15 protein-coding genes are annotated in these 20,791 nt (G+C 68.9%); 10 read left to right on the top strand and 5 right to left on the bottom strand.

Annotation, left to right across the window (positions count from 1 at the left end; genetic code table 11):
* Positions 1–50: 50 nt before the first annotated feature.
* Positions 51–1,265, top strand: a complete 1,215-nt coding sequence (gene arcA, locus ACZYVJ_RS09390) for an arginine deiminase (RefSeq protein ID WP_463830755.1) — start codon at positions 51–53, stop codon at positions 1,263–1,265.
* A 2-nt stretch (positions 1,266–1,267) separates the two neighbouring features.
* Here the strand turns inward: arcA and ACZYVJ_RS09385 are convergent, their stop codons facing one another.
* The gene (locus ACZYVJ_RS09385; protein ID WP_463832923.1) at positions 1,268–2,806 is read right to left on the bottom strand and encodes a dolichyl-phosphate-mannose--protein mannosyltransferase; all 1,539 of its coding nucleotides are present in this window, start codon (positions 2,804–2,806) and stop codon (positions 1,268–1,270) included.
* 81 nt (positions 2,807–2,887) lie between these two features.
* Between ACZYVJ_RS09385 and rsmI the strand changes: the two genes are divergently transcribed.
* Positions 2,888–3,724: a 16S rRNA (cytidine(1402)-2'-O)-methyltransferase gene (gene rsmI / locus ACZYVJ_RS09380; RefSeq protein ID WP_463830754.1), complete on the top strand. Its 837-nt coding sequence runs from the start codon at positions 2,888–2,890 to the stop codon at positions 3,722–3,724.
* A 10-nt stretch (positions 3,725–3,734) separates the two neighbouring features.
* Here rsmI and ACZYVJ_RS09375 read toward each other — a convergent pair whose 3' ends face one another.
* From ACZYVJ_RS09375 to ACZYVJ_RS09365, 3 genes are read right to left on the bottom strand one after another with little or no spacing between them, the layout of a single operon-like run.
* Positions 3,735–4,985, bottom strand: coding sequence for an aminodeoxychorismate synthase component I (locus ACZYVJ_RS09375; protein ID WP_463830753.1), 1,251 nt, complete (start codon positions 4,983–4,985; stop codon positions 3,735–3,737).
* A gap of 51 nt (positions 4,986–5,036) precedes the next feature.
* Positions 5,037–5,948, bottom strand: a complete 912-nt coding sequence (locus ACZYVJ_RS09370) for an RNA polymerase sigma-70 factor (protein WP_463830752.1) — start codon at positions 5,946–5,948, stop codon at positions 5,037–5,039.
* A complete protein-coding gene (locus ACZYVJ_RS09365; protein ID WP_463830751.1) occupies positions 5,945–7,126 on the bottom strand; it encodes an NAD(P)/FAD-dependent oxidoreductase in 1,182 nt (393 codons plus the stop codon). The genes ACZYVJ_RS09370 and ACZYVJ_RS09365 overlap by 4 nt, the downstream gene beginning before the upstream one ends.
* A 386-nt stretch (positions 7,127–7,512) precedes the next feature.
* On the opposite strand from ACZYVJ_RS09365, the gene ACZYVJ_RS09360 reads away from it, so the two are divergent.
* The 8 genes from ACZYVJ_RS09360 to ACZYVJ_RS09325 all read left to right on the top strand — a co-directional run bounded on the left by ACZYVJ_RS09360 (position 7,513) and on the right by ACZYVJ_RS09325 (position 19,733).
* Positions 7,513–9,186: a hypothetical protein gene (locus ACZYVJ_RS09360; RefSeq protein ID WP_463832922.1), complete on the top strand. Its 1,674-nt coding sequence runs from the start codon at positions 7,513–7,515 to the stop codon at positions 9,184–9,186.
* Positions 9,187–9,383: 197 nt separating this feature from the next.
* Entirely contained in the window at positions 9,384–11,249 is a 1,866-nt protein-coding gene (locus tag ACZYVJ_RS09355) for a putative bifunctional diguanylate cyclase/phosphodiesterase (protein ID WP_463830750.1), read from the top strand.
* Positions 11,250–11,313: 64 nt separating this feature from the next.
* Positions 11,314–12,957 carry a hypothetical protein gene (locus ACZYVJ_RS09350; protein WP_463830749.1) on the top strand — a complete coding sequence of 548 codons (1,644 nt, stop codon included), beginning with the start codon at positions 11,314–11,316 and terminating at the stop codon, positions 12,955–12,957.
* A gap of 172 nt (positions 12,958–13,129) precedes the next feature.
* Positions 13,130–14,602 carry a tyrosine-protein kinase domain-containing protein gene (locus ACZYVJ_RS09345; RefSeq protein WP_463830748.1) on the top strand — a complete coding sequence of 491 codons (1,473 nt, stop codon included), beginning with the start codon at positions 13,130–13,132 and terminating at the stop codon, positions 14,600–14,602.
* The gene (locus ACZYVJ_RS09340; RefSeq protein WP_463830747.1) at positions 14,599–16,080 is read left to right on the top strand and encodes an O-antigen ligase family protein; all 1,482 of its coding nucleotides are present in this window, start codon (positions 14,599–14,601) and stop codon (positions 16,078–16,080) included. Before ACZYVJ_RS09345 ends, ACZYVJ_RS09340 begins: the two co-directional genes overlap by 4 nt.
* Positions 16,077–17,090: a glycosyltransferase family 4 protein gene (locus tag ACZYVJ_RS09335; RefSeq protein ID WP_463830746.1), complete on the top strand. Its 1,014-nt coding sequence runs from the start codon at positions 16,077–16,079 to the stop codon at positions 17,088–17,090. Before ACZYVJ_RS09340 ends, ACZYVJ_RS09335 begins: the two co-directional genes overlap by 4 nt.
* Positions 17,077–18,033, top strand: a complete 957-nt coding sequence (locus ACZYVJ_RS09330; protein WP_463830745.1) for an aldo/keto reductase — start codon at positions 17,077–17,079, stop codon at positions 18,031–18,033. The genes ACZYVJ_RS09335 and ACZYVJ_RS09330 overlap by 14 nt, the downstream gene beginning before the upstream one ends.
* On the top strand, positions 18,030–19,733 hold the full coding sequence (locus tag ACZYVJ_RS09325; protein ID WP_463830744.1) for a GMC oxidoreductase: 1,704 nt from the start codon (positions 18,030–18,032) through the stop codon (positions 19,731–19,733). The genes ACZYVJ_RS09330 and ACZYVJ_RS09325 overlap by 4 nt, the downstream gene beginning before the upstream one ends.
* 5 nt (positions 19,734–19,738) lie before the next feature.
* On the opposite strand, the gene ACZYVJ_RS09320 is transcribed toward ACZYVJ_RS09325, so the two are convergent.
* Positions 19,739–20,782 (bottom strand): glycosyltransferase family 4 protein, encoded by a 1,044-nt coding sequence (locus tag ACZYVJ_RS09320; protein WP_463832921.1) that lies wholly within the window; start codon positions 20,780–20,782, stop codon positions 19,739–19,741.
* Positions 20,783–20,791: the final 9 nt, after the last annotated feature.

Genomic DNA, 20,791 nt, shown 5'->3' with positions numbered 1-20,791 from the left:
CGACGGGCGTGTGGCGGGACCGCGCTGCCGTGCGCCGCTACGGTTGAGCCGTGGGTGTTGTTGAGCTGGGCACCAATTCCGAGGTCGGCGCGCTGCGCGTGGTCATCCTGCACCGCCCCGGCGCCGAGTTGCTCCGGCTCAATCCGCGCAACGTCGACCAGTTGCTGTTCGACGGCCTGCCGTGGGTCGCCCGCGCGCAGGACGAGCATGACCAGTTCTCCGCGCTGCTGCGGTCCCGCGGCATCGAGGTGCTGCTGCTGTCGGACCTGCTCACCGAGGCGCTGACACACAGCGGAGCCGCCCGGATGCAGGGCGTGGCGGCCGCCGTCGACGCACGACGACTCGGGGTGCCGTTGGCGCAAGAACTCTCGGGCTACCTGCGCGGGCTCGAGCCGGCCCGGCTGGCCCAGGTGCTGATGGCCGGCATGACGTTCAACGAGTTGCCCTCGGACACCCGGACCGACGTCTCGCTGGTGCTGCGCATGCACCACGGCGGCGATTTCGTCATCGAACCGCTGCCCAACCTCGTCTTCACCCGCGACTCGTCCATCTGGATCGGCCAACGGGTGGTGATCCCGACGCTGGCGCTGCGCGCCCGCGTCCGCGAGGCGTCGCTGACCGACCTCATCTACGCCCACCACCCGCGGTTCACCGGCGTGCGGCGTGCCTACGAGTCACGCACCGCCCCCGTCGAGGGCGGTGACGTGCTGCTGCTGGCGCCCGGCGTGGTCGCGGTCGGGGTGGGGGAGCGGACCACTCCGGCCGGCGCGGAAGCGTTGGCACGCAGCCTGTTTGACGACGGTCTGGCCAACACGGTGCTCGCGGTGCCGATCGCTCAGCGGCGCGCCCAGATGCACCTGGACACGGTGTGCACGATGGTCGACACCGACACGGTGGTGATGTACGCGAACATCGTCGACTCGTTGTCGGCCTTCACCATCGCGCACACCCCGGACGGAGTCGCGATCAGCGACGAGGCCCCGTTCCTGGAGGCCGCCGCCAAGGCGATGGAGATCGACAAGCTGCGGGTCATCGACACGGGGCTCGACCCCGTCGTCGCCGAGCGCGAGCAGTGGGACGACGGCAACAACACGCTGGCGCTCGCGCCCGGCGTGGTGGTCGCCTATGAGCGCAACGTGCAGACCAATATCCGCCTGCAGGACGCTGGCATCGAGGTGCTGACCATCGCCGGATCCGAACTGGGCACCGGTCGCGGCGGGCCCCGGTGCATGTCCTGCCCCGTCGCCCGCGACCGGCTGGCGTAGCGCTAGCGCCAGCTGGGCAGCCAGATCTCCATGTTCCACGTCTGCTGCGAAATCGGCAGGCCGGTCAGCACCGGGAACAGCCACGCGAAGTTGGTCACCACCAAGGCCACGTAACAAGACACGGCGATCAGTCCCAGCGTGCGCCGCTCCGAGTTCACCTGCAGCCGCAGCCGCCGGGGCGGGGCGCCAGGGGTGTAGAGGATGTCGCCGCAAATCAGCGCGATGGCCATCACCAAGAACGGCGCCATGGTCGCCGCGTAGAAGAAGTACATCTGCCGATCGATGTCGGCGAACCAGGGCAGCCAGCCGGCGCAGTAGCCGACCAGCACCGCGGCGTAGCGCCAGTCGCGGCGGACCAGCATGCGCCACGACGCGAAAACCAGGACCGGCACGGCCAGCCACCACATCGCCGGGGTGCCCACCAGCATCTCGGCCTTGACGCAGGATTGGGCCCCGCACCCGGCGACGTTCTGCTCGTCGATGGCATAGAGCACCGGCCGCAGCGACATCGGCCAGCTCCACGGTTTCGATTCCCACGGGTGGTAGTTGCCCGCGGAATTCGTCAAGCCCGCATGGAATTGGAACGCCTTGGCGGTGTAATGCCACAGCGATCGGATGGCGTCGGGCAGCGGCACCAGCGAATGCGGGCCGATCGTCTGGCCCACCTCGTGCCGGTCGATGGCGGTCTCGGAGGCGAACCACGGCGCGTAGCTGGCCAGGTACACCAGCACCGGCATGACGGCCAGCGCATACACGGTCGGGGCGAGGTCGCGCCGCAAGGTCCCCAGCCAGGGCCGGGTGACCTGATACTGGCGGCGTGCGGCCACGTCGAACGCCAGCGACATGGCGCCGAAGAACAGCACGAAGTACAGGCCGGACCACTTTGTGCCGCAAGCCAATCCGAGCAGGATCCCGGCGCCGAAGCGCCACCACCGCACGCCGAGCCGCGGACCCCAAACCGTGTCGGCGTTGCGGCCCTCGGCCAGCGCGATGTGCATCCGTTGCCGTACCTGGTCGCGGTCGACGATCAGCGCGCCGAACGCCGCGACCACGAAGAACGTGAGGATGCCGTCGAGCAGGGCGGTCCGCGAGGCGACGAAGCTGACGCCGTCGCAGATCACCAACACCCCGGCGACGGCGCCGACCAGCGTCGAGCGGCTGATCCGCCGGACGATCCGCATCACCAGCGCCACCATCACCACGCCGAGCAGCGCGCCGGTGAACCGCCAGCCGATGCCGCCGTAGCCGAAGATCGCCTCACCGAGGGCGATCAGTTGCTTGCCGACCGGCGGGTGGACCACCAGGCCGAACCCGGGATTGTCTTCCACGCCGTGGTTGTGCAACACCTGCCAGGCCTGCGGCGCGTAGTGCTTCTCGTCGAAGACCGGGGTGCCGCCGTCGGTAGGTGAGCCCAGATTCAGGAACCGGGTGATCGCCGCCACCAGCGTGATCACCCCGGTCACCACCCAGCCGCGGACCTGATCGGTCGGGCCGAAATCGGCCACCGGCACCAGCGGCCCGGGGCTGACCACGGGCACCACGCGTTCCTGCTCGGCACCCTCGGTGTTCAAGAGGGATTCGCGGGGCGGGGCGGTCATCACGTCGATCGTAGGCTGTCGGTCATGACCACCGGCCGCCTGTTGCTGGGCGCGACCCCCCTGGGCCAGCCGTCGGACGCCTCCCCCCGCCTGCTGGACGCCCTGGCCCGAGCCGATGTGGTGGCCGCCGAGGACACCCGGCGGGTGCGCACCCTGGCCAAGGCCCTCGAGGTGCGCATCACCGGCCGCGTGATCAGCATGTTCGATCAGGTCGAGAACGCCCGGGTGGAGTCGGTGATCGAGGCGATTCGCGCGGGCGCGACGGTGCTGGTGGTCAGCGACGCCGGGATGCCGCTGATCAGCGACCCCGGCTACCGGCTGGTGACCGCCTGCGTGGAGGCCGGCCTGCCGGTGGGATGTCTGCCGGGGCCGTCGGCGGTGACGACCGCGCTGGCGCTGTCAGGTCTGCCGGCCGAAAAGTTCTGCTTCGAGGGGTTCGCGCCGCGCAAGAAGGGCGCGCGGCGGGCCTGGCTGGATTCACTGGCCGACGAGCGGCGCACCTGCGTGTTCTTCGAGTCGCCGCGCCGGTTGTCCGCCTGCCTGCAGGACGCCGTCGAGCGGCTCGGCGGCGCGCGCCGAGCCGCGGTCTGCCGCGAGCTGACGAAGGTGCACGAGGAGGTGGTGCGCGGGTCGCTCGACGAGCTGGCGGCGTGGGCGGCCGACGGTGTGCTCGGTGAGATCACCGTGGTGCTGGCCGGCGCCACCCCGAGCGCCGACCTGCCGTCGCTCGTCGTCGAGGTCGAGGAGCTGGTCGCGGGCGGCACCCGTATCAAGGACGCCTGCGGGGAGGTGGCCGCCGCGCATCCGGGGGTGCGTTCGCGCCAGCTCTACGACGCGGTGCTGCAGTCCCGGCGCGGCTGAGTCCGAGCGGTCAGACGGCCGGGCGCGCGGCGGCGATGGACGGCAGCCCAACGATCGGGGATGCCTTGTGCAGGCATTCGGCCCATTCGGCGTCCGGGTCGGAGTCGGCGGTGATTCCGCCGCCGACTCCCAGCACCGCGGCGCCCGCGGCATCGAATTCGACGGTACGGATCGCGACATTGAGTTCGCAGCCGGCCACGGGTGAGGCCAATCCGATTGTGCCGCAATAGATTCCACGACGATTGGGCTCCCACTGCGAAAGCAGTTGCCGGGCGCGGTGTTTGGGCGTCCCGGTGACGGAGGCCGGCGGAAAGGTGGCGTCCAGCAGCGCCGACGTGGGCAAGTCTGTGGTGACCTGCGCGGACACCGTCGACACCAGGTGCCACACGCCGGGAGCACGCCGCACCACCAGCAGCTCGGGCACGGTCACCGTGCCGGTGATCGCCACCCGGCCGAGGTCGTTGCGGACCAGGTCGACGATCATGATGTTCTCGGCGACCTCTTTGGCCGACGCGCGCAGCGCCGCAGGCCAGGCATCGAGCGGCAAGGTGCCCTTGATCGGGCTGGACGTGACGACCGTGCCTCGCCGTCGCAGGAAGAGCTCGGGGGACAGCGACGCCACCGCACCCCAGGTGCCGGCGACGTAGGCCGCCCGGGCCGGGGAGGTGCGCGCGACGCCCTCGATGAAGAAGTCCAGCGGGGCGCCGGCGACCGTCCCGGTGAACTGCGTGCACACGCAGGCTTGGTAGACCTCGCCCGCGCGGATGGCCTCCAGGCAGGCCAGCACCCCGTCGCGATGTGCCGCCCGGTCGGCGCTGCCCCAATCGATGTGGCATTCGCGCGCCGCGGCCGCCGGCGCAGCGAGCGCGGTGGCGAGCCACTGCGGCATCGGCGCGCCGGACAGACTCTCGTACCACCAGTGGCCGTCGCGGTCGCGGCGCAGCACGCAGTCGGTCCAGCCGCCGGCGGCCTCGGGGATCCGGTTGGGCTGCGCGTCGGCGCCGGGGTCGGGGTAGGACAGGTAACCGATCCAGCCGCCGCCCACAGCGTGCGGCTCCGGCGTCGGCGACGGCTGCACGGCGAATACGTCGTCGGCGTGCACCGGGCGCACTGGCAGGCTCGGCGCGATCACCGCCAGGGCGCCGAACCACTCGCCGGTCAGCGCGGCTGGCGGCGGCAGACCGAGCCGGCGGGTGGCGTCGCCCACGGCGCCCAGCACCTGAGGGGCGGCGCCAAGGTCACCGAGCCGGTCGATTCGCACAGTCCTAGCTTGACAGAGCGGCGGCGTTTCGCACCCGCGGTGCCCGCCGGGCTAGCCGCGGCTGATATCGCGCGCGGTGGCCAGGGCGGCCAGTTTCTGCGGGTTTCGCATCACGTAGAAATTGGTGATCTTGCCCTCGGCGATCTCCAGCGTGATCACTCCCTCGAGCTGGTCACCGAGGTAGAGCAACACCGCCGGGGCGCTGTTGCAGGTCACCATGTTCACCCGCATCGCGCCCAGCGTCGCGGCCCGGCGCATCAGGCCGGCGATCGCGCGAGCCACCTTCTCGGCGCCGACCACCGGCCGGCGGGCGGCGCTCACCACGCCGCCGCTGTCGGCCGTCCACGTGGCGTCCGGGGCGAGCATCGTCATCAGCGCTTCCACGTCGCCACCGGCAGCGGCGGCCAGAAACTGCGCGGTGATTTCGGCGTTGCGTTCCGGGTCCACCGAGTCGAAGCGCTTGCGCCGGGCCCGCACGTGTTCGCGGGCCCGGTGCGCCACCTGCCGGACGGTGGGCGCCGGCCTGCCCACCGCCTCGGCGATCTCGCCGTAGTCGAACCCGAACACCTCGCGCAGCACGAACACCGCCCGCTCGTCGGGACCCAATGTCTCCAGCAACACCAGCATCGCCATCGAAATCGACTCCGCCAGAACAACATCGGCCGAGGGATCCTGCTCGTCGAGCAGCAGCGGCTCGGGCAGCCACGGCCCCACGTAATCCTCGCGCCGACGAGCACCGGCCCGCAGCGAGTTCAGCGCCTGGCGGGTGACCAGCTGGGCCAGATACGACTTGGTGTCGCGCACCGTCGCCAAGTCGACCGCCGCCCACCGCAGATAGCTGTCCTGCAAGACGTCGTCGGCCTCGGTCGCCGAGCCCAGCATCTCGTAGGCGATGGTGAACAGCAGTGGCCGCAGCAGGGTGAACCTTTCGGCGTGCTCGCTGCCGGTCGGCGCGTGCGTCATCGCGCGGCGACCTGCTCGTCGGCCGGGGACTGCGCGGGCCGCTTGCCGCCCTTGATCCAGCGATATGTACCGGGCTTGGCGGCCTCCCGCCGGATCGACCACACCGTGCCCTTGCAGATCGCTTCCTTGAGCGAAGCCGCCGCCCGGCCGCCCAGGTACATGTTCACCGGGGTGTCATCGGTGCGCGCCATCTGGAACGTGGCGTGCGTGCGGCCGAGGCTGATGCACTGCCCGACGAACGCCTGACTCAGCGCCGCGGGGATATCGCCCGCGATGCGGGCGAGCACGGTGTTGGCGGCCTGGGCGCCCATCGGCCCGGCGGCCTGGCAGCTCATCCGTAACGGCCGGCCGGAAGGCGCGGCGGCGTCGCCCGCGGCGACGACGCGCTCGTCGTCGATGCTGGTGAGCGTCTCGTCGGTGAGGAGCCGGCCCATCGGGTCGGTGTGCAGCCCGCTGCGCACGGCCAGGTCCGGCACGGCGAATCCGGCCGTCCAGATGGTTGCCGCGCTGGGCAGCACCACGCCGTCGGTGAGCACCACCTCATTCCAGCGCACCTCGGCTACCGCCACGGACTCCAGCACGTTGACACCCAGGCGACGCAGCCGCTTGGCCACCGAGCGCCGGCCTCGCTTGCTCAGCGACGGACCGAGCACCGGACCGCAGACCAGGGTCACCGGGCGCCCGCCCTCGCCGAGCTCGGCGGCCGTCTCGATGCCGGTCAACCCGCCACCGACCACGGTGATGGGTGCGGGCAGCGGCAGATCGGTGAGCGCCCAGTGCAGCCGCTGCGCGCTTTCCAGGTCGGCGACCGAATGCGCGAACTCGGCGCAGCCGGGCACCGTCGACGCGGTGGCGCCGGTGCTTCCCACGGCGTAGATCAGGTAGTCGTAGGTCAGCTCGCCGCCCGAGGCCAGTGCGATCCGGCGGCCGGCGGTGTCGATGTGATCGACGGAGTCGACGACCAGCTGGATCCCCTCGCCGAGCAGCGTCGCGTAATCGGCGGTCGCCGTGCCGGTGTCGGCAACCAACTGGTGCAATCGGATTCGCTCGACGAAGACCGGCCGCGGGTTCACCACGGTGATGTCGATGTCCGGGCGCTGGCGCAGATGGTTGGCCGCCAGCGTCCCGGCGTATCCGGCGCCGACAACGACGACATGTGTTCTTTGGGGGGCCTTCATGGCTGTCTCCTTTGTGTGAGGACCTGTGCCCTTGAGACACCGCAGACCCGCTGAGCGTGACAAGCGCGCCCGTAATTGTGACCTGTCTCACTACGCGACAAAGGCGATGCGGGCCGATTTGCCCCGTCTACCCCCGCTGAGCTGCGACGAAGCCATGCCTAAACGCGCGTGATACGCTGCGCTACGCCAATTCGTGGCCTGCCCCGGGCCGCCTGCACGCACCACTGGAACGCGCGAAATACGGGGCCACTCACACGCGCATCGGTGTGTATTGGGAGAAGCAACCTTGACGACGATGATCGCTTTGACCGGGTCCCGCGCCGCACCGGCGCGGTCGCGGAGCCCGCGCGGGCCGTTGTCGTCGGGCGCGATCTGACGCCGTGACCATGGTGTGCTCATCGAGGAAACGCGCGCTGGCCGCTGTCGTGTGCGCGGCGTTGGCGCTCAGCGGCTGCGGCGATAACAGCGACCCCGGGCCGTTGTCGGCGATGGTCAGCCCGGCCATCCCGCCCACCGCGCAAGAGATACCGAACCCGCTGCGCGGCCAGTACGAGGAGATGCTGAATCCGCTGTTCCCGCAAGGTAATTCGGCGCAGCAGCGATACTCCGCCTGGCCCGCGTCATACGACGCCAGCCTGCGCGTCTCGTGGCGGCAGTTGCAGCCGGTCGACCCGCGCACGCTGCCCCCGGACGCACCCGACGACCGCAAGTTCGATTTCAGCTCCATCGACGACGCGCTGGCCAAGCTCAGCACCCGGAACATGCGCCTGACCCTGGGTGTGTACGCCTATAAGTCCTGTTGCAACGACGCCTACGCCGACAACACCAACATCGCGATTCCGGAGTGGCTGCGCCCCTCGGCCGCCAGCTATCCCGCGCCGCCGAACGGTTCCGCCCCGGGGGTCACCCAGGTGGTGCCGAACTTCAACGACCCCGACTATCTCAACGGCGTCGGCCAGCTGTTGGCCGCGCTCGGCCGCCGCTACGACGGCGACGAGCGCCTCGCCGTGTTCGAGTTCTCCGGGTACGGGGACTTCGGCCAGAACCAACTCGCGTACCTGCGTGATTCGCTGAGCGCGCCGGGCCCCACCCCCGACGACAGCGCGGCAAAGCTGGGCTATTACAGCCAGTTCCGCGACCAGAGCATCACCAAGGCCTCCATCGCGCAGCTGGTCGCGGCCAACACCAACGCCTTCCCACATACCCAATTGGTGGTGGCTCCGCAGAACCCGGAGATCGTGCGTCAGCTGTTCGCCGACGACGTCACCAAGAGGTTGGCCGCGCCGGTAGGAATCCGCGCCGACTGCCTCGGGGTGCAGGCCCCCCTGCCGGAATGGGCCGAGGCCAACGACTCGCACTACGTGCGGTCCAACGATGCGGTGGTCAACGCGATCAAGCAGCGGCTGATGACCGCGCTGGTGATCAGCCAATGGTGCCGATTGCCGAGCGGAGCCGATGCCCGGTCGTATTACGAGAAGGGCCTGCACGACGTCATCCGGTATCACGTGTCGATGACGTCGAGCGCCGATTTCCCGGACCGCGATGCGGGCTCGGCGATGGACCCCAAGCTGTTTCAGCTGTGGAGCCAGGCCAATACCTCCGCCGGCTACCGCTATTCGGTCGAGGCGAAGCCGGGATCGCAATCGATCCAGGGCAAGGTGGCGACGATCTCGGTCGACTGGACCAATTACGGCTCGGCGGCGGCCACCGAGCGCTGGGCGCCCTTCTACAAGCTGGTGGACTTCTCCGGCGCAGTGGTTCGCAGCCTGCCGGCGACCGTCAATCTCAAGACGTTGGTGCACGACGAATCCAGCCAGTCCCGTGAGGAGCCGGTCGCGGAGTCGGCCAGCGAGTCGGTGCACGTGGACGTCACCGGTCTGGCGCCCGGTCACTACACGCTGCGCGCCTCGGTTGAATGGCAGCAGCACATCGCGGGCGCCTCGCACGTGGTGAACTACGCCCCGATGGCCCTGGCGCGGGACGGTCGCGACGGCTCCGGGCTGTACCCGATTGCCACACTTGACATTCCGGGCGACGCGGCCTCAGCAAACGGTCAGTGATCCGTCGCGTCGCGGCGCCCACGCGCAGCTTGTCGTAACTCCTGATCGACCGGTCCTTGCGTGATACCGTTTCCAGACGGATTTCGGCCGCGTCGCCGCGCGGTTCGGGATTCGACCAGCAAACAACCGAGCGAACTATCGGACCCCTTCGACGGGTATTCGGAAGGGTCGCCGTATGTGCCCGTATCGGAGGACCCGTGCCGCGCAGCCTGGACCTGGTGGTCACCTCCGTCGCCACCCAGCTGATGGAGGCCACGGCGCCCACCGCGACCCAGGTCAGCGAAAAGGTTCTCGCGCAGCTCGTCGAGCAGTTCGATGTGGACGCCAGCTTCCTGCGTCACCACGCCCAGGACGCCCCGGCCTCGGTGCTGGTGGCCGAGTGGCCACGGCGCACCGACGCCGCCGATCCGGATCCGGTGGCCGACCTCGAGCGCGACGGCGCCGAGTCGGTGCTCGCCCAGTGCGAGCGGGACCGGAAACCGGTGGTGACCCGGCCGGATCAGCCCAACGGCTGGATTCGCCGCTCGCTGAACCAGGGCAAGTCACCGGTCTCGCCGTCCCTGGCCGTCGCGCCGCTGGTGTCCGGCGACGCGACCACCGGTGTGCTCGGCTTCGTCAAGTTCGGCGCCCGTAAGTGGAAACAAGAGGAGATCAACACGCTCGAGGCGGTCGCCGCCCTGTTCGCCCAGCTGCAGGCCCGCATCGCCGCCGAGGAACGGCTCCGCTATCTCGCCGAACACGACGACCTGACCGGCGTCTACAACCGTCGGGCACTGGTCGCGCATCTGACCGAACGGCTCGCGGCCGGAAGCCCCGGGCCGGTCGCGGTTTTCTACCTCGACCTCGACCGGCTCAAGCCGATCAACGATTACCTGGGCCATTCCGCGGGTGACTGGTTCATCAGGATGTTCGCGCAACGCATCGAGGAGTGCGCGGGAAGCCAGAGCATGATCGCCCGACTGGGCGGCGACGAGTTCGTGGTCATCCCCCACCAGCCGATGCGCTCGGAGGACGCCGAGGCGTTCGCGCGCCGGCTGTTGGCGATGCTGTGCGACCGCCTCTCCGTCGGCGGCCACGTGATCAGCCGGACCGTCAGCATCGGGCTGGCGGTGGGCACCCCCGGGACCGACAACTGCGCCGATCTGCTCCGGCGGGCCGACGAGGCCGTGCTGACGGCCAAGCGCGCCGGCGGCAACCAGACCGCGGTGTCCACCGACGACATGTCGCTGAAACGGGCCTTCCGCAACGACATCGAACTGCACCTGCAAGGCGACATCGAAAGCGAAGGCCTGCTCCTGCACTACCTGCCCGAGGTCGACCTGTGGACCGGCGCCATCGTCGGCGCTGAGGCGCTGGTGCGGTGGCGTCATCCGGTGTGGGGACTGTTGTTGCCCGACGCGTTCATCGGTGTCGCCGAATCGACCAACCTGGCCGCCGAATTGGGTCGGTGGGTGATGCGCAGCGCCTGCGCCGACTTCAGCGGGTGGCGGGCCAACGGTATCGGGCAAGGCGCCATGCTGCGCATCAACGTGTCGCCCATCCAGCTGATCAGCCGCGGTTACGTGGAAAGTGTCGCCGACACCATCGGCGAGTTCGGCATCGATGCCGAGTCGGTGTGCCTGGAGATCACCGAGCGCGCGGTGGTGCACGACATCGACACCACGCGAAAGACCTTGGCGGAGCTCAAGGAAGTGGGCGTGCAGATCGCCATCGACGACTTCGGCACCGGTTATGCCGTGCTGTCCCACCTGAAGTCCCTTCCGGTGGACATGCTCAAGATCGATGCCGGCTTCGTGCGTGACGTGGGCACCAACCCCGGTGACCTGGCCATTGTCCGGGCGATCATCGGGCTGGCCGAGGCGTTCGGCCTGGAAGTGGTCGCCGAAGGCGTCGAGACACCTGCTGCCGCACTGACTTTGATGCAGCACGGCTGTCACCGGGCGCAGGGCTTCCTGTTGTCTCGTCCCATCGCCGGCGATGCGATGGAAGCGTTGCTGTCCGCGCGCTGGATGCCGATGCCGTTTCTGGCCGATCGCGAGTCATCGTCGCTGGGTTCGCTCTAGCATCGCAACGGTGGTCCGAACACTAAGGCTAGCTACGGCGGTCGTTGTCGCGTGCGCGACGTTGATGTTGAGCGGATGCGGTGGCGCGCACCGCGCCGACCCCGGTCCGTTGTCCGTCGTCATCAGCCCGTCCATACCGCCGACCATTCAAGAGGTACCCAACCCGCTGCGCGGCCAGTACGAGGACCTCCTGATGCCGCTTTTCCCGCAAGGCAATTCCGCGCAGCGGCGTTACCCGGCGTGGCCGTCGTCGTATGACGCCAGCCTGCGTGTCTCGTGGCGGCAGCTGCAGCCGACCGATCCGGGCACGCTGCCCCCCGACGCGCCGGACGATCGCAAGTTCGACTTCGGCGTCATCGACGACGCGCTGGCGAAGCTGGCCGGCCGCAACATGCGGCTGACGCTGCGCGTGGTCGCCTATAACTCCTGCTGCGACACCACCTATGCGAACAACACCAACATCGCGATGCCCGACTGGATGCGCGGCATTCCCGATGCCAGCGTCAGCCTCACCGGGCCGCAACGGTATTGGTGGACACCCGGGGTGGCGCAGGTGGTGCCGAACTGGAACGATCCCGGTTACCTCAATGCCTTCGCCCAACTGCTGGCCGCCCTCGGGCGGCGTTACGACGGCGACGAGCGGCTCAGCGTGTTCGAGTTCTCCGGCTACGGGGATTTCAGCGAGAACCACATCGCCTATCTCCGTGACAAGCTGGGCGCGCCGGGTCCGTCACCGGAGGACAGCGTCGCGAAGCTCGGGTATTACAGCCAGTTTCGTGACCAGAGCATCACCAAGGCGGCTATCGCGCAGCTCGTCTCGGCGAACGTAAACGCCTTTCCCCACACACAATTGGTAACCACCGCGCTGAACCCGGAGATCGTTCGCCAACTGCTGGCCGACGACGTCACCAAAAAACTGTCTGCGCCGGTGGGGATCCGCTCGGATTGCCTCGGCGTGTACGCGCCCTTGCCCACCTGGGCCGAGGCAGACGGCTCCTACTATCTGCGGTCGAAGGATCCGCTCGTCGGCCAACTCAAGGACCGGCTGGCCTCGGCGCTGGTGATCTCAGAATGGTGCCAGTTAACCGATGGAACCGATCCGCGGTCCTACTACGACAAGGGACTGCGTGACGTCGTCAAGTACCACGTGTCGATGACGTCGAGTTACAACTTCCCGGCGGTGGATTCGGCGAGCGCGATGGACCCGGCGCTGTACCTGCTGTGGGCACAGGCCAATGTCGCCGCCGGCTACCGCTACTCGGTCGAGGCGAAGGCGGGGTCGCCGTCGGTACGCGACGGGGTGCCCAGCTTGTCGGTGGTGTGGACCAACTACGGCTCGGCCGCCGCCACCGAGAACTGGGTCCCGGGCTACCGGTTGGTGGATTTCTCCGGAAAAGTGGTTCGCACCCTGCCCGCGTCCGTGACGCTGAACACGCTGGCCCAGGGGCGATCCGGGGACAAATCAGGGACCGAACCGGTGCCGGCGACTTACACCGACTCGGTGTCGGTCGACGTGGCCGGCCTGGCGCCCGGCCACTACACGCTGAGCGCGGCCGTGGATTGGCAACAGCACAAACCCGGCGCGTCGCACGTGGTGAATTACCCGCCCATGCAGTTGGCGCGTGCCGGGCGCGACGGCAACGGGTGGTATCCGGTCGCGACGCTGGACGTTTCCCGCGATGCGCTGACATCGGCCCCCCGCCAGTGAATGGCGGTGCGAAGCGCCGCTCAAGTGTCCGGTTTCCGATGAGAGAGCACGCTCGCGATTCCGCCGATGCCGCATGGCGATTGCTGCATAATGTGGACTGAGCTTTGCGCGGCGGGTGCGAAGTAAATGAAATCGACGCTATTCCTGTGGCGTCGGCCAGAGAGGTTAGTGGATGGATTTCCGCACCTTTGTCAAGATTCTTCTTGCTCATTGGAAACTCGCCGCGGCCGCGGTGCTTGCCTGCACCATCGGTGCCGCAGCCATCACCGCGTTGCAGACCAAGCATTACCAGTCGACGGCCACGATCCTCGTCTCATTTCCAAGTGCGACCGACCTGACCGAGATGTACAACGGCACGCTGGCCGCCCAAGAACGGTTGTCCTCCTATGCGCAGATCGCCGGCGGGCGCGTCGTCGCGGAGCGTGCGGTCAATCAGCTTCAGGTTCCGATCAGCCCCGACGCGCTGGTGAGTCAGACGCAGGTGAAATACACCGCGAAATCAATGCTTTTCACCATCACCGTCAAGGACACCGACGCCGCGCGTGCCGCGGCCCTCGCGGGCGCGATGGCCGATCAGTTCGCGCTCATGGTCCCGGCGCTCGGTGCGAACCTGACGCCGAACGGTCCGATTGCGTCGCCCCCCAACGGACCGCGACTAGAGACGGGTGAAACCCCAACCAACGCCCCGCTTCCGGGACCCGCGCCGGATGTGTCGAATCCCTCGCAAGCGTCGACCAAGGCGCTGCCGCTGGCCCGGGCCAGGGTGGTGGAGCCGCCCCGGGTGCCCAAGCATCCCGTCACGCCGGTGCCGATGCGCAACATGGCGATGGGGTTCATCGCCGGCATATTGCTGGGCATCGCGGTTGCGCTGATTCGGGAGGCCGGCGATCGCACCGTGCGCGATCGGGAGAAGCTGGAGAAACTCTCTGGCTTGCCGACGCTGGCCGAGTTGTCCGGTAAACGCGGTGGCACGCCGCGGTTCGGCAGCGACGGCGCGCTGGACGACGCGGTGCGGGGCCTGCGCGCGCGGCTGTTGCGGGCCATGGGGTCCGAGGGCCGCCGGGTGCTGGTGACGGCGCCATTCGGCGGTGAAGGAACGACGACGACGGCGCTGAATCTGTCGCTGGCACTCGCCGAAATCGGCGAGGAAGTGTTGCTGGTGGAGGGCGATACCCGCCGTCATGTGATCGCCGGCCTGTTGCGAGTCGAATCGGGGGAGGGACTGGCCAACGCGCTGGCCAATCCGGATATCGCCGCCGAAGCAGTCAAGCAGTCACCGATTGCGCGGTTGTTCGCCCTCGCCTCGCGGTCCGCCCGCCGCGAGACCCCTCCAGTCAGCGCGTTCCTGCCCGAAGTGATCGACCGGGTGCTGCTCGAGTTGTCTTCGCGATTCGACCGGATCGTGGTCGACGGCCCGCCGGTGCTGGCGACGGCCGACACCGCCCTGTTGGCCGGCGCCGTTCAGGCCACCGTGCTGGTGGTACGGGCGCGCCGAACCACCGTCGAGGAGCTCAAGGATGCGCTGACCGCGTTGCATGCGGCGGGCGCGAACGTGGTCGGAACCGTGCTGACCGACGCCCGTCCGGCCCTGCACATCAAGGCGGCGACCCGGGCCTACCGGACGAAGGTCAGCGGGCCGGCGTGATCCCCTATCTGCCGGGTCGCCATCGCCTGGCGGTGGATGGCGCACTGCTGGCGGTGTTCCTGTTGGGCTGCTTCGTCTTCGGCGTGCTCTCGGTGCGCCGAACCACCGAGGGCGCCGTGCTGATCGCCGCTCTCTTCTGCCTGGTGGTGTACTGGGTGAAGCCCGAAGGCATGGTAGGCGTCACCCTGTTCTTGGCGTTCGCGGCGCTGCCAGAGGGGTTGCACGTCGGCAAGGTCATCGGCCCGGTGGCGGTCTACGCCTACCATGTGGCCGCCGTGCTGGCGATCTGCTACCTGATCCCCATCGTGAGACCGCGATTCGCCGATTTCCTGTTGCCGGCGATGTTCGTGTTCACGGTGCTGGCCTATACCGTCGTCGGCTTTGAGCTAGGCCACGAAGCCACCATGGTGATGCGGGAATCGGCAACCCTGCTCGAAATGGTGATCGGATTCCTGCTGGCGTTGTTCGTTGTCTACGGCGGCTACGTCAGGTGGTGCGTCCGCGTGATGATCGTGACGCTGTGGTTCTCGGCCTTCATGGCAATCGTGAGCTCGCTGCACGCCATCCGCCTGGCCGGCCGGGCGGAAAGCCTGGAGGGGGCGACGGGCGCCGGCCAGGCGCTGCGCATCGTCCTGTCCATCCAGACACCGGCGACCGCGGTGCTCAGCGCGTTGGTTGCCGCCTCGATCATCGGGCGGGTCAGGCCCGCAATGTTTTTCGCGTTGGCCCCGCCGGCGCTGATCATCTCGTTGCTGTCCTTCGCCCGCAACACGCTGATCGCCGTGGCGGTGGCGGCCGCCCTTGCTTTCTTCACCAGCTTCGGCTGGGCGGCCATCCGCCGGACGGCCGTCGTCGCCGCCCTCAGCGCGGCGGTTCTCGCCCTGACGGTGCCCGCATCGCTGTTCTTACTACAGCACTCGCACGCCGGGTCATGGCTCAGCGACCAGTTCACGGCGTTCAATCAGCGTGTGCTGGGCGGCATTTCGGCGAGCGCGCTCGCCACCGACGAATCGACACTGGACCGGCTGCGCGAGGTCGCCCGCCTCGACGACGCCATCGCCCAGGCGCCGGTATTCGGCCACGGGCTCGGCTACGCCTACCAGTTGCCGTCGGGGAAGGATCCCAACGCGTTCGCCTGGACGCTGGGCCCCACCTACTCTCACCTGTTCTACCAATGGTGGCTGGCCAAAGCCGGGGCGGTCGGCATGGCGGCGTTCGTGTGGTTCGCGGGGACACCGATAGTCCGCGCGGTGCGCACCGCGACGGCGCCGGCGAAGATCAGCGCGGCCACGTCCGCGGCCCTGCTCGCGATTTCCGCCGTGTGGCCCCTGCCGGAGATGCCGATGGATGCGCTGGCGATGGGTCTGTCCTTGGGCACCACAATGGGTTTCGCCAATCTGGGCCGCCGCCAGCGCAAAGCCCGCGAACTCGAGATCAGTCCCGCGCCCGCGCCGGCCCCGCTCGCCGCAACGACGTGAACGCGGTCACCCACGTGGGGCCGGACCCGTACAGCTTCGGCGGGACGCAGTCGGTGATCCGAGTCCTCCGCGACAACAAGATCGGCGCCGACGAGATCCGCGTCCTGTCCACCTGGGACGGGCGGCACCACGCGAAGAATTCATTACTCACCGCGCGCGCCGGGGTGGCGCTGGCTCGCTCGCCGCGCGGGACCGTCACGCACTTCCACATGTCCAACGGCGGCGCGTGGCTGCGTGAGGGGCCGTTGATCCGGCTGGCGAAGGCCCGCGGTCTCCGCGTCGTCGTCACCATTCACGGTTCCGATTTCCACGAGTTCGCCCACGCGCGTTCACGTTTCGTCCGGGGCACGTTGAGCCACGCCGACCACGTGATCCTGTTGTCGGAGGAGGCGCGTGCCGCCGCACGGTGGGTGGCGCCCGGGGTGCGGGCGTCGGTGGTGGCCAACCCGATCCCGATCGACCGGGAGGCGCCGCCGGCCGGCTCGACGCCACCCGTGGTGCTCTTCGCGGGAACCATCGGCCGGCGCAAGGGCGTCGACACGTTGGTGGCGGCGTGGCGGCTCCTTCTCGCCGAGGGTATCGAAGGCTATTGCCGGATAGTCGGTCTCATCGACGACTACGTTCCACCGCTGACCGAGCGGCTGACGGTCGAAGGGCCGGTGCACCCGGATGCGGTCCGCGATTTGATCCGGTCGGTTCGCGTGGTCACGCTCCCGTCGTTCGCCGAAGGCATGCCGATGATCCTGACCGAGGCGCTCGCCGGCGCGCGCCCGTTTGTGGCGACACCCGTCGGCGGCACGGCGGAGATCGCGTGCGACCCGGGAATGATTGTGCCCGTTGATGATGCACCCGCGCTGGCGGCGGCGATCGGGCGATATCTGCGTGACCCGCAGCTGGCCGAGCGCGACGGGCTGCGCGGGCAGGCGCACGTCGCGGCCACCCGCAGCCCAGAAGTCATCGGCGCCCAGCTGCGCCGCATCTACGAAGGCTGCGCCGTTGAAACGGGTTGAGCTGCCAGGTTCGAACCTGAGCCTGAGCGTGGTCGGATTCGGATGCGGCGGTCTGATGCAATCGCCGTCCCGCAAGGAACGGATGGCCGTGCTCGGCAGAGCGGTGGACAACGGAATCACGCACTTCGACACCGCGCGGATGTACGGACTGGGCCGGGCCGAGGCCGAGCTCGGGACTTTCTTGCGCACGGTCGACCGCGACGCGGTGACCGTGGCGACCAAGTTCGGCATCGACGTGGGCGGAATGGCCCGGCGGCTCGGCCGGTTTCAGGCGCCGGCGCGCGCGCTGCTGCGCAAAGCTCCGGCGCTGCGGAGCGCCGTGAAGCGCAACCACCCCTCAGACGAGACCGCCCGGGTCTACGACGCGGCCGGCGCGGCCCGCAGCCTCGACGAAAGCCTCGCCGCGCTGGGTGTCGACCACGTCGACATCCTGTTCGTCCACGGCCCCAGGCCACAGGATGTGTTGGAAAGCGCCGAACTTCGCGAATTCTTCGAAAGTGCCCGCCGTCAGGGCAAGATTCGCGCATGGGGCGTCTCCCAAGACGAAGGGCTCGAGGTGGACTTCGCCCTTGACTTCGCGCCCGAGGGAGTCAGCCAGGTGCGCGGCGATCTGCTCAATCCTCCGCCGCATCCCGCGGATCTCGTGTTCGGCGTGCTGAACGGTTCGTACACCGCGCTGTCGGCGGCGTTGCGGGCCGACGCGACACTGCTGCGACGCTGGCGCGAGGCGCTGCAGCTAGACCCGCTGGGCGCCGGCGCGTTGCCGAAGCTGATCCTCGGATCATCGGCTGCGGCAATGGGTTGCCGCGCAATTCTGTACAGCACCACCAACCCGACCCGGGTCGCCGAAGCGGCGAGCGCAGTGTCGTCGCCCCCGGCCGCGGAAATCTCGACGCGGTTTCTGGCGCTCGTCGACGAATTCCGGGCGGGCGATGCCCGGTGATCCGCGGCCCGCAGGACTTCAGCACGCACGCGACGATCGACACCGACGTGGTGGTCGTCGGTGCCGGGGCGATCGGCATCGCGACCGCGCTGGAGCTCGCGAACTCGGGTGTCCAGGTGGCGTTGATCGAAAGCGGTCTCGAACGCACCGACCAAGCGGCGCAAGAGTTGTCGGCGCTGGATTCGCACCAGGACGACTACTTTCATTCCAGCAGCGACCTGATGATTCGCAGGCAGGTGGGCGGGACCACCGCGCTCTGGGGTGGGCGCTGCGTGAACTTCGACCCCATCGATTTCGAGGATCGGGCGCTGACGGCCCAGGCGCCCTGGCCGATCCGCTACGAGGACGTCGAGCCGTATCTGCAGAGCGCCTGCGATTGGGCGGCGTGCGGGCAGGCGGTGTTCAATGCGCGCGCCATTCCGGAAATCGCGGACCGGGATCTGGTCGCCGGGCTTCCCGACGGCGACGTGCGGACCACCGATCTCGAACGTTGGTCATTGCCAACACGTTTCGGCCATGAGTACCGGCCCGCGTTGCGCGACGCCGCTGGCCTCACCCTATGGACGGGCCTGACGTGCACCGAAATCGTCACCACGGAATCCGGTGACGCCGTCGACCACCTGGTGGTCAAGACACTCGACGGCCGGCAGGGGAGAGTGGTCGCGACCGACTACGTCATCGCGACAGGCGGTTTGGAGGCGACCAGGCTGCTGCTGGCGTCGGATCGCCATCATCCGGCGGGACTGGGCAACGCGGGCGGGCACCTGGGGCGCTGGTATATGTCGCACGTAGAGGGTCGCGTCGCGCGCGTGCACTTCACCACCGACGACGTCCTCTACGCCTATGAGCGCGACAGCGACGGGGTGTACGTCCGCCGCCGCTTCACCCTCGATCCGGTTCTGCAGCGCGAAGCGGGGATGCTCAATGCCGCTGTGTGGCTGGTGAATCCGCCGATCAGCGATCCCGGCCACGGAAGCGGGATCCTATCGGGCGTGTATCTCACGCTGATCTCTCCAGTCGGCCGCTTCCTGCTCGCGGAGGCCATCCGCGCCAAGCACACCCACACCGACGGGCCGCCGCAGATGTTCGCGCATCTGCGAAATATCGTGCGAGACCTGTTCGGCTCCATCCGATTCGCGGTGACGTTCTCCTACACACGGTTCATCCGCAGGGGCCGCAAGGCGCCCGGATTCTTCGTCAAAAGCGCCGATAACCGGTACCTGCTGCACTACCACGGCGAGCATCTGCCGCACTGGGAGAGCCGGGTCGAGCTGGCCGACGACCGCGACGCCCTGGGCATGCGCAGGCTGCGCACGCACATTCATTTCTCCGACGCCGACTACCAGAGCGTGCACCGGGCCATCGTCGCCATCGACGATCACCTGCGCCGTCACGGCGTCGGATACGTGGAATGGCTGAGCGACGACGTCGAGGGTCTGGTCCGTGAGTTCTTGGCCGGGCACGCCGGCTACCACCAGGCCGGAACGACGCGGATGTCCAGGACGCCCGAGGGTGGTGTCGTGGACGCGAACCTTGAAGTCCATGGGGTGCGCGGGCTGTACGTCGCGAGCACCTCGGTCCTGCCGACATCGAGTCAGGCCAACCCCACGCTGCTCGGGATCGCGCTGGGGGTGCGGCTGGCCGATCGCCTGGCCAAGGCCCGAACCGCTCGCCGGCCTTCGGATTCCAAGACGGCCTGAACGGGTCAGCGGCGCCCGGCCCGCACCTGCGCGATGACCTCCAGGAAGCGGCGCGCGACGATGTCGACGTCGCAGCGCTGCGCGTAGTCGCCCGCCGCCTCGGCGCCACGTTGCGCCGCGACGACCGGGTCGGCCAACTGGTCGAACGCGGCGGCCAGCCCGGCGGCGTCGTCGACACCGATCGGAGGGCAACCCGACGGCTGGTATTCGGGCAGGCCGCCGGCGGTGGACACGATCGGCATCACGCCCAGTTGCATCGAGAGCACCTGCACACCGCTTTGCGACGCGCGGCGGTAGTGCGAGATCGAGCCTTTCGCGGTGGCCAGCGTGGGGATGACGTCGGCGTAGCGGTAGCTGCCGTTGCGCCAGCTGGTGTGCTTGGGCAGAGCACCGGCATCCAGCGGCCCGTCCCCGATCAGCACCAGGTTGTCACCGCGCCAGCCATCGCCGACGATATGCCGTTGCCAGGCTTCGAGCACGACGTCGACGTTCTTGTAGGGATTGAGCCGGCCGAACATGACGAAGTCACGGCGTCCGTCGGGCCCGACGAACGGTGGAACCCGGTGTGGGTCTATGTCGCTGGCGAGCGGCACCACGTGCACGGGCGTGCCGGCCACGTCGCGGCGTGTGGCGACTCCGGCGGCGACGTACTCGCAGTAGGTGATGGTGGCCGCCGAGCGCGCGCCCCAGCGGTCGAACACCGCGCGCTCGTAGGACGGGACCTGTTCGCCGGGGTCGTGTGGACGGTCGTCGTGCACCACCTGGATCCGGGGCGCCGACCCGGCCAGCGCAATCCAGCGCGGGTCACGGACGATCTCGGCGATCACCACGTCGGGCCGGAACTGCCGGATACGACGCCAGGCCTTGACGGTGGGCAGCCACGTGGCGGCGGTCTTGAACCGCGGATCGAGCACCAACTCGTAATCGCGGGCGGCGTCGGACTCCGGGTGGCGATCGGAGGTGACCAACAGCACGTCGGCGCCCCGCCGGATGAGCGCCTCGGACTGCACGCGCACCGCCGGTCGCGTCCACGGCGAAAGCCACAGCACCCGAGGCGA

The organism is Mycobacterium sp. IDUB_3, from assembly GCF_055419585.1.
The sequence above is the reverse complement of the archived record's forward strand: the minus strand, read 5'-3'. Positions and strand labels throughout refer to the sequence as shown.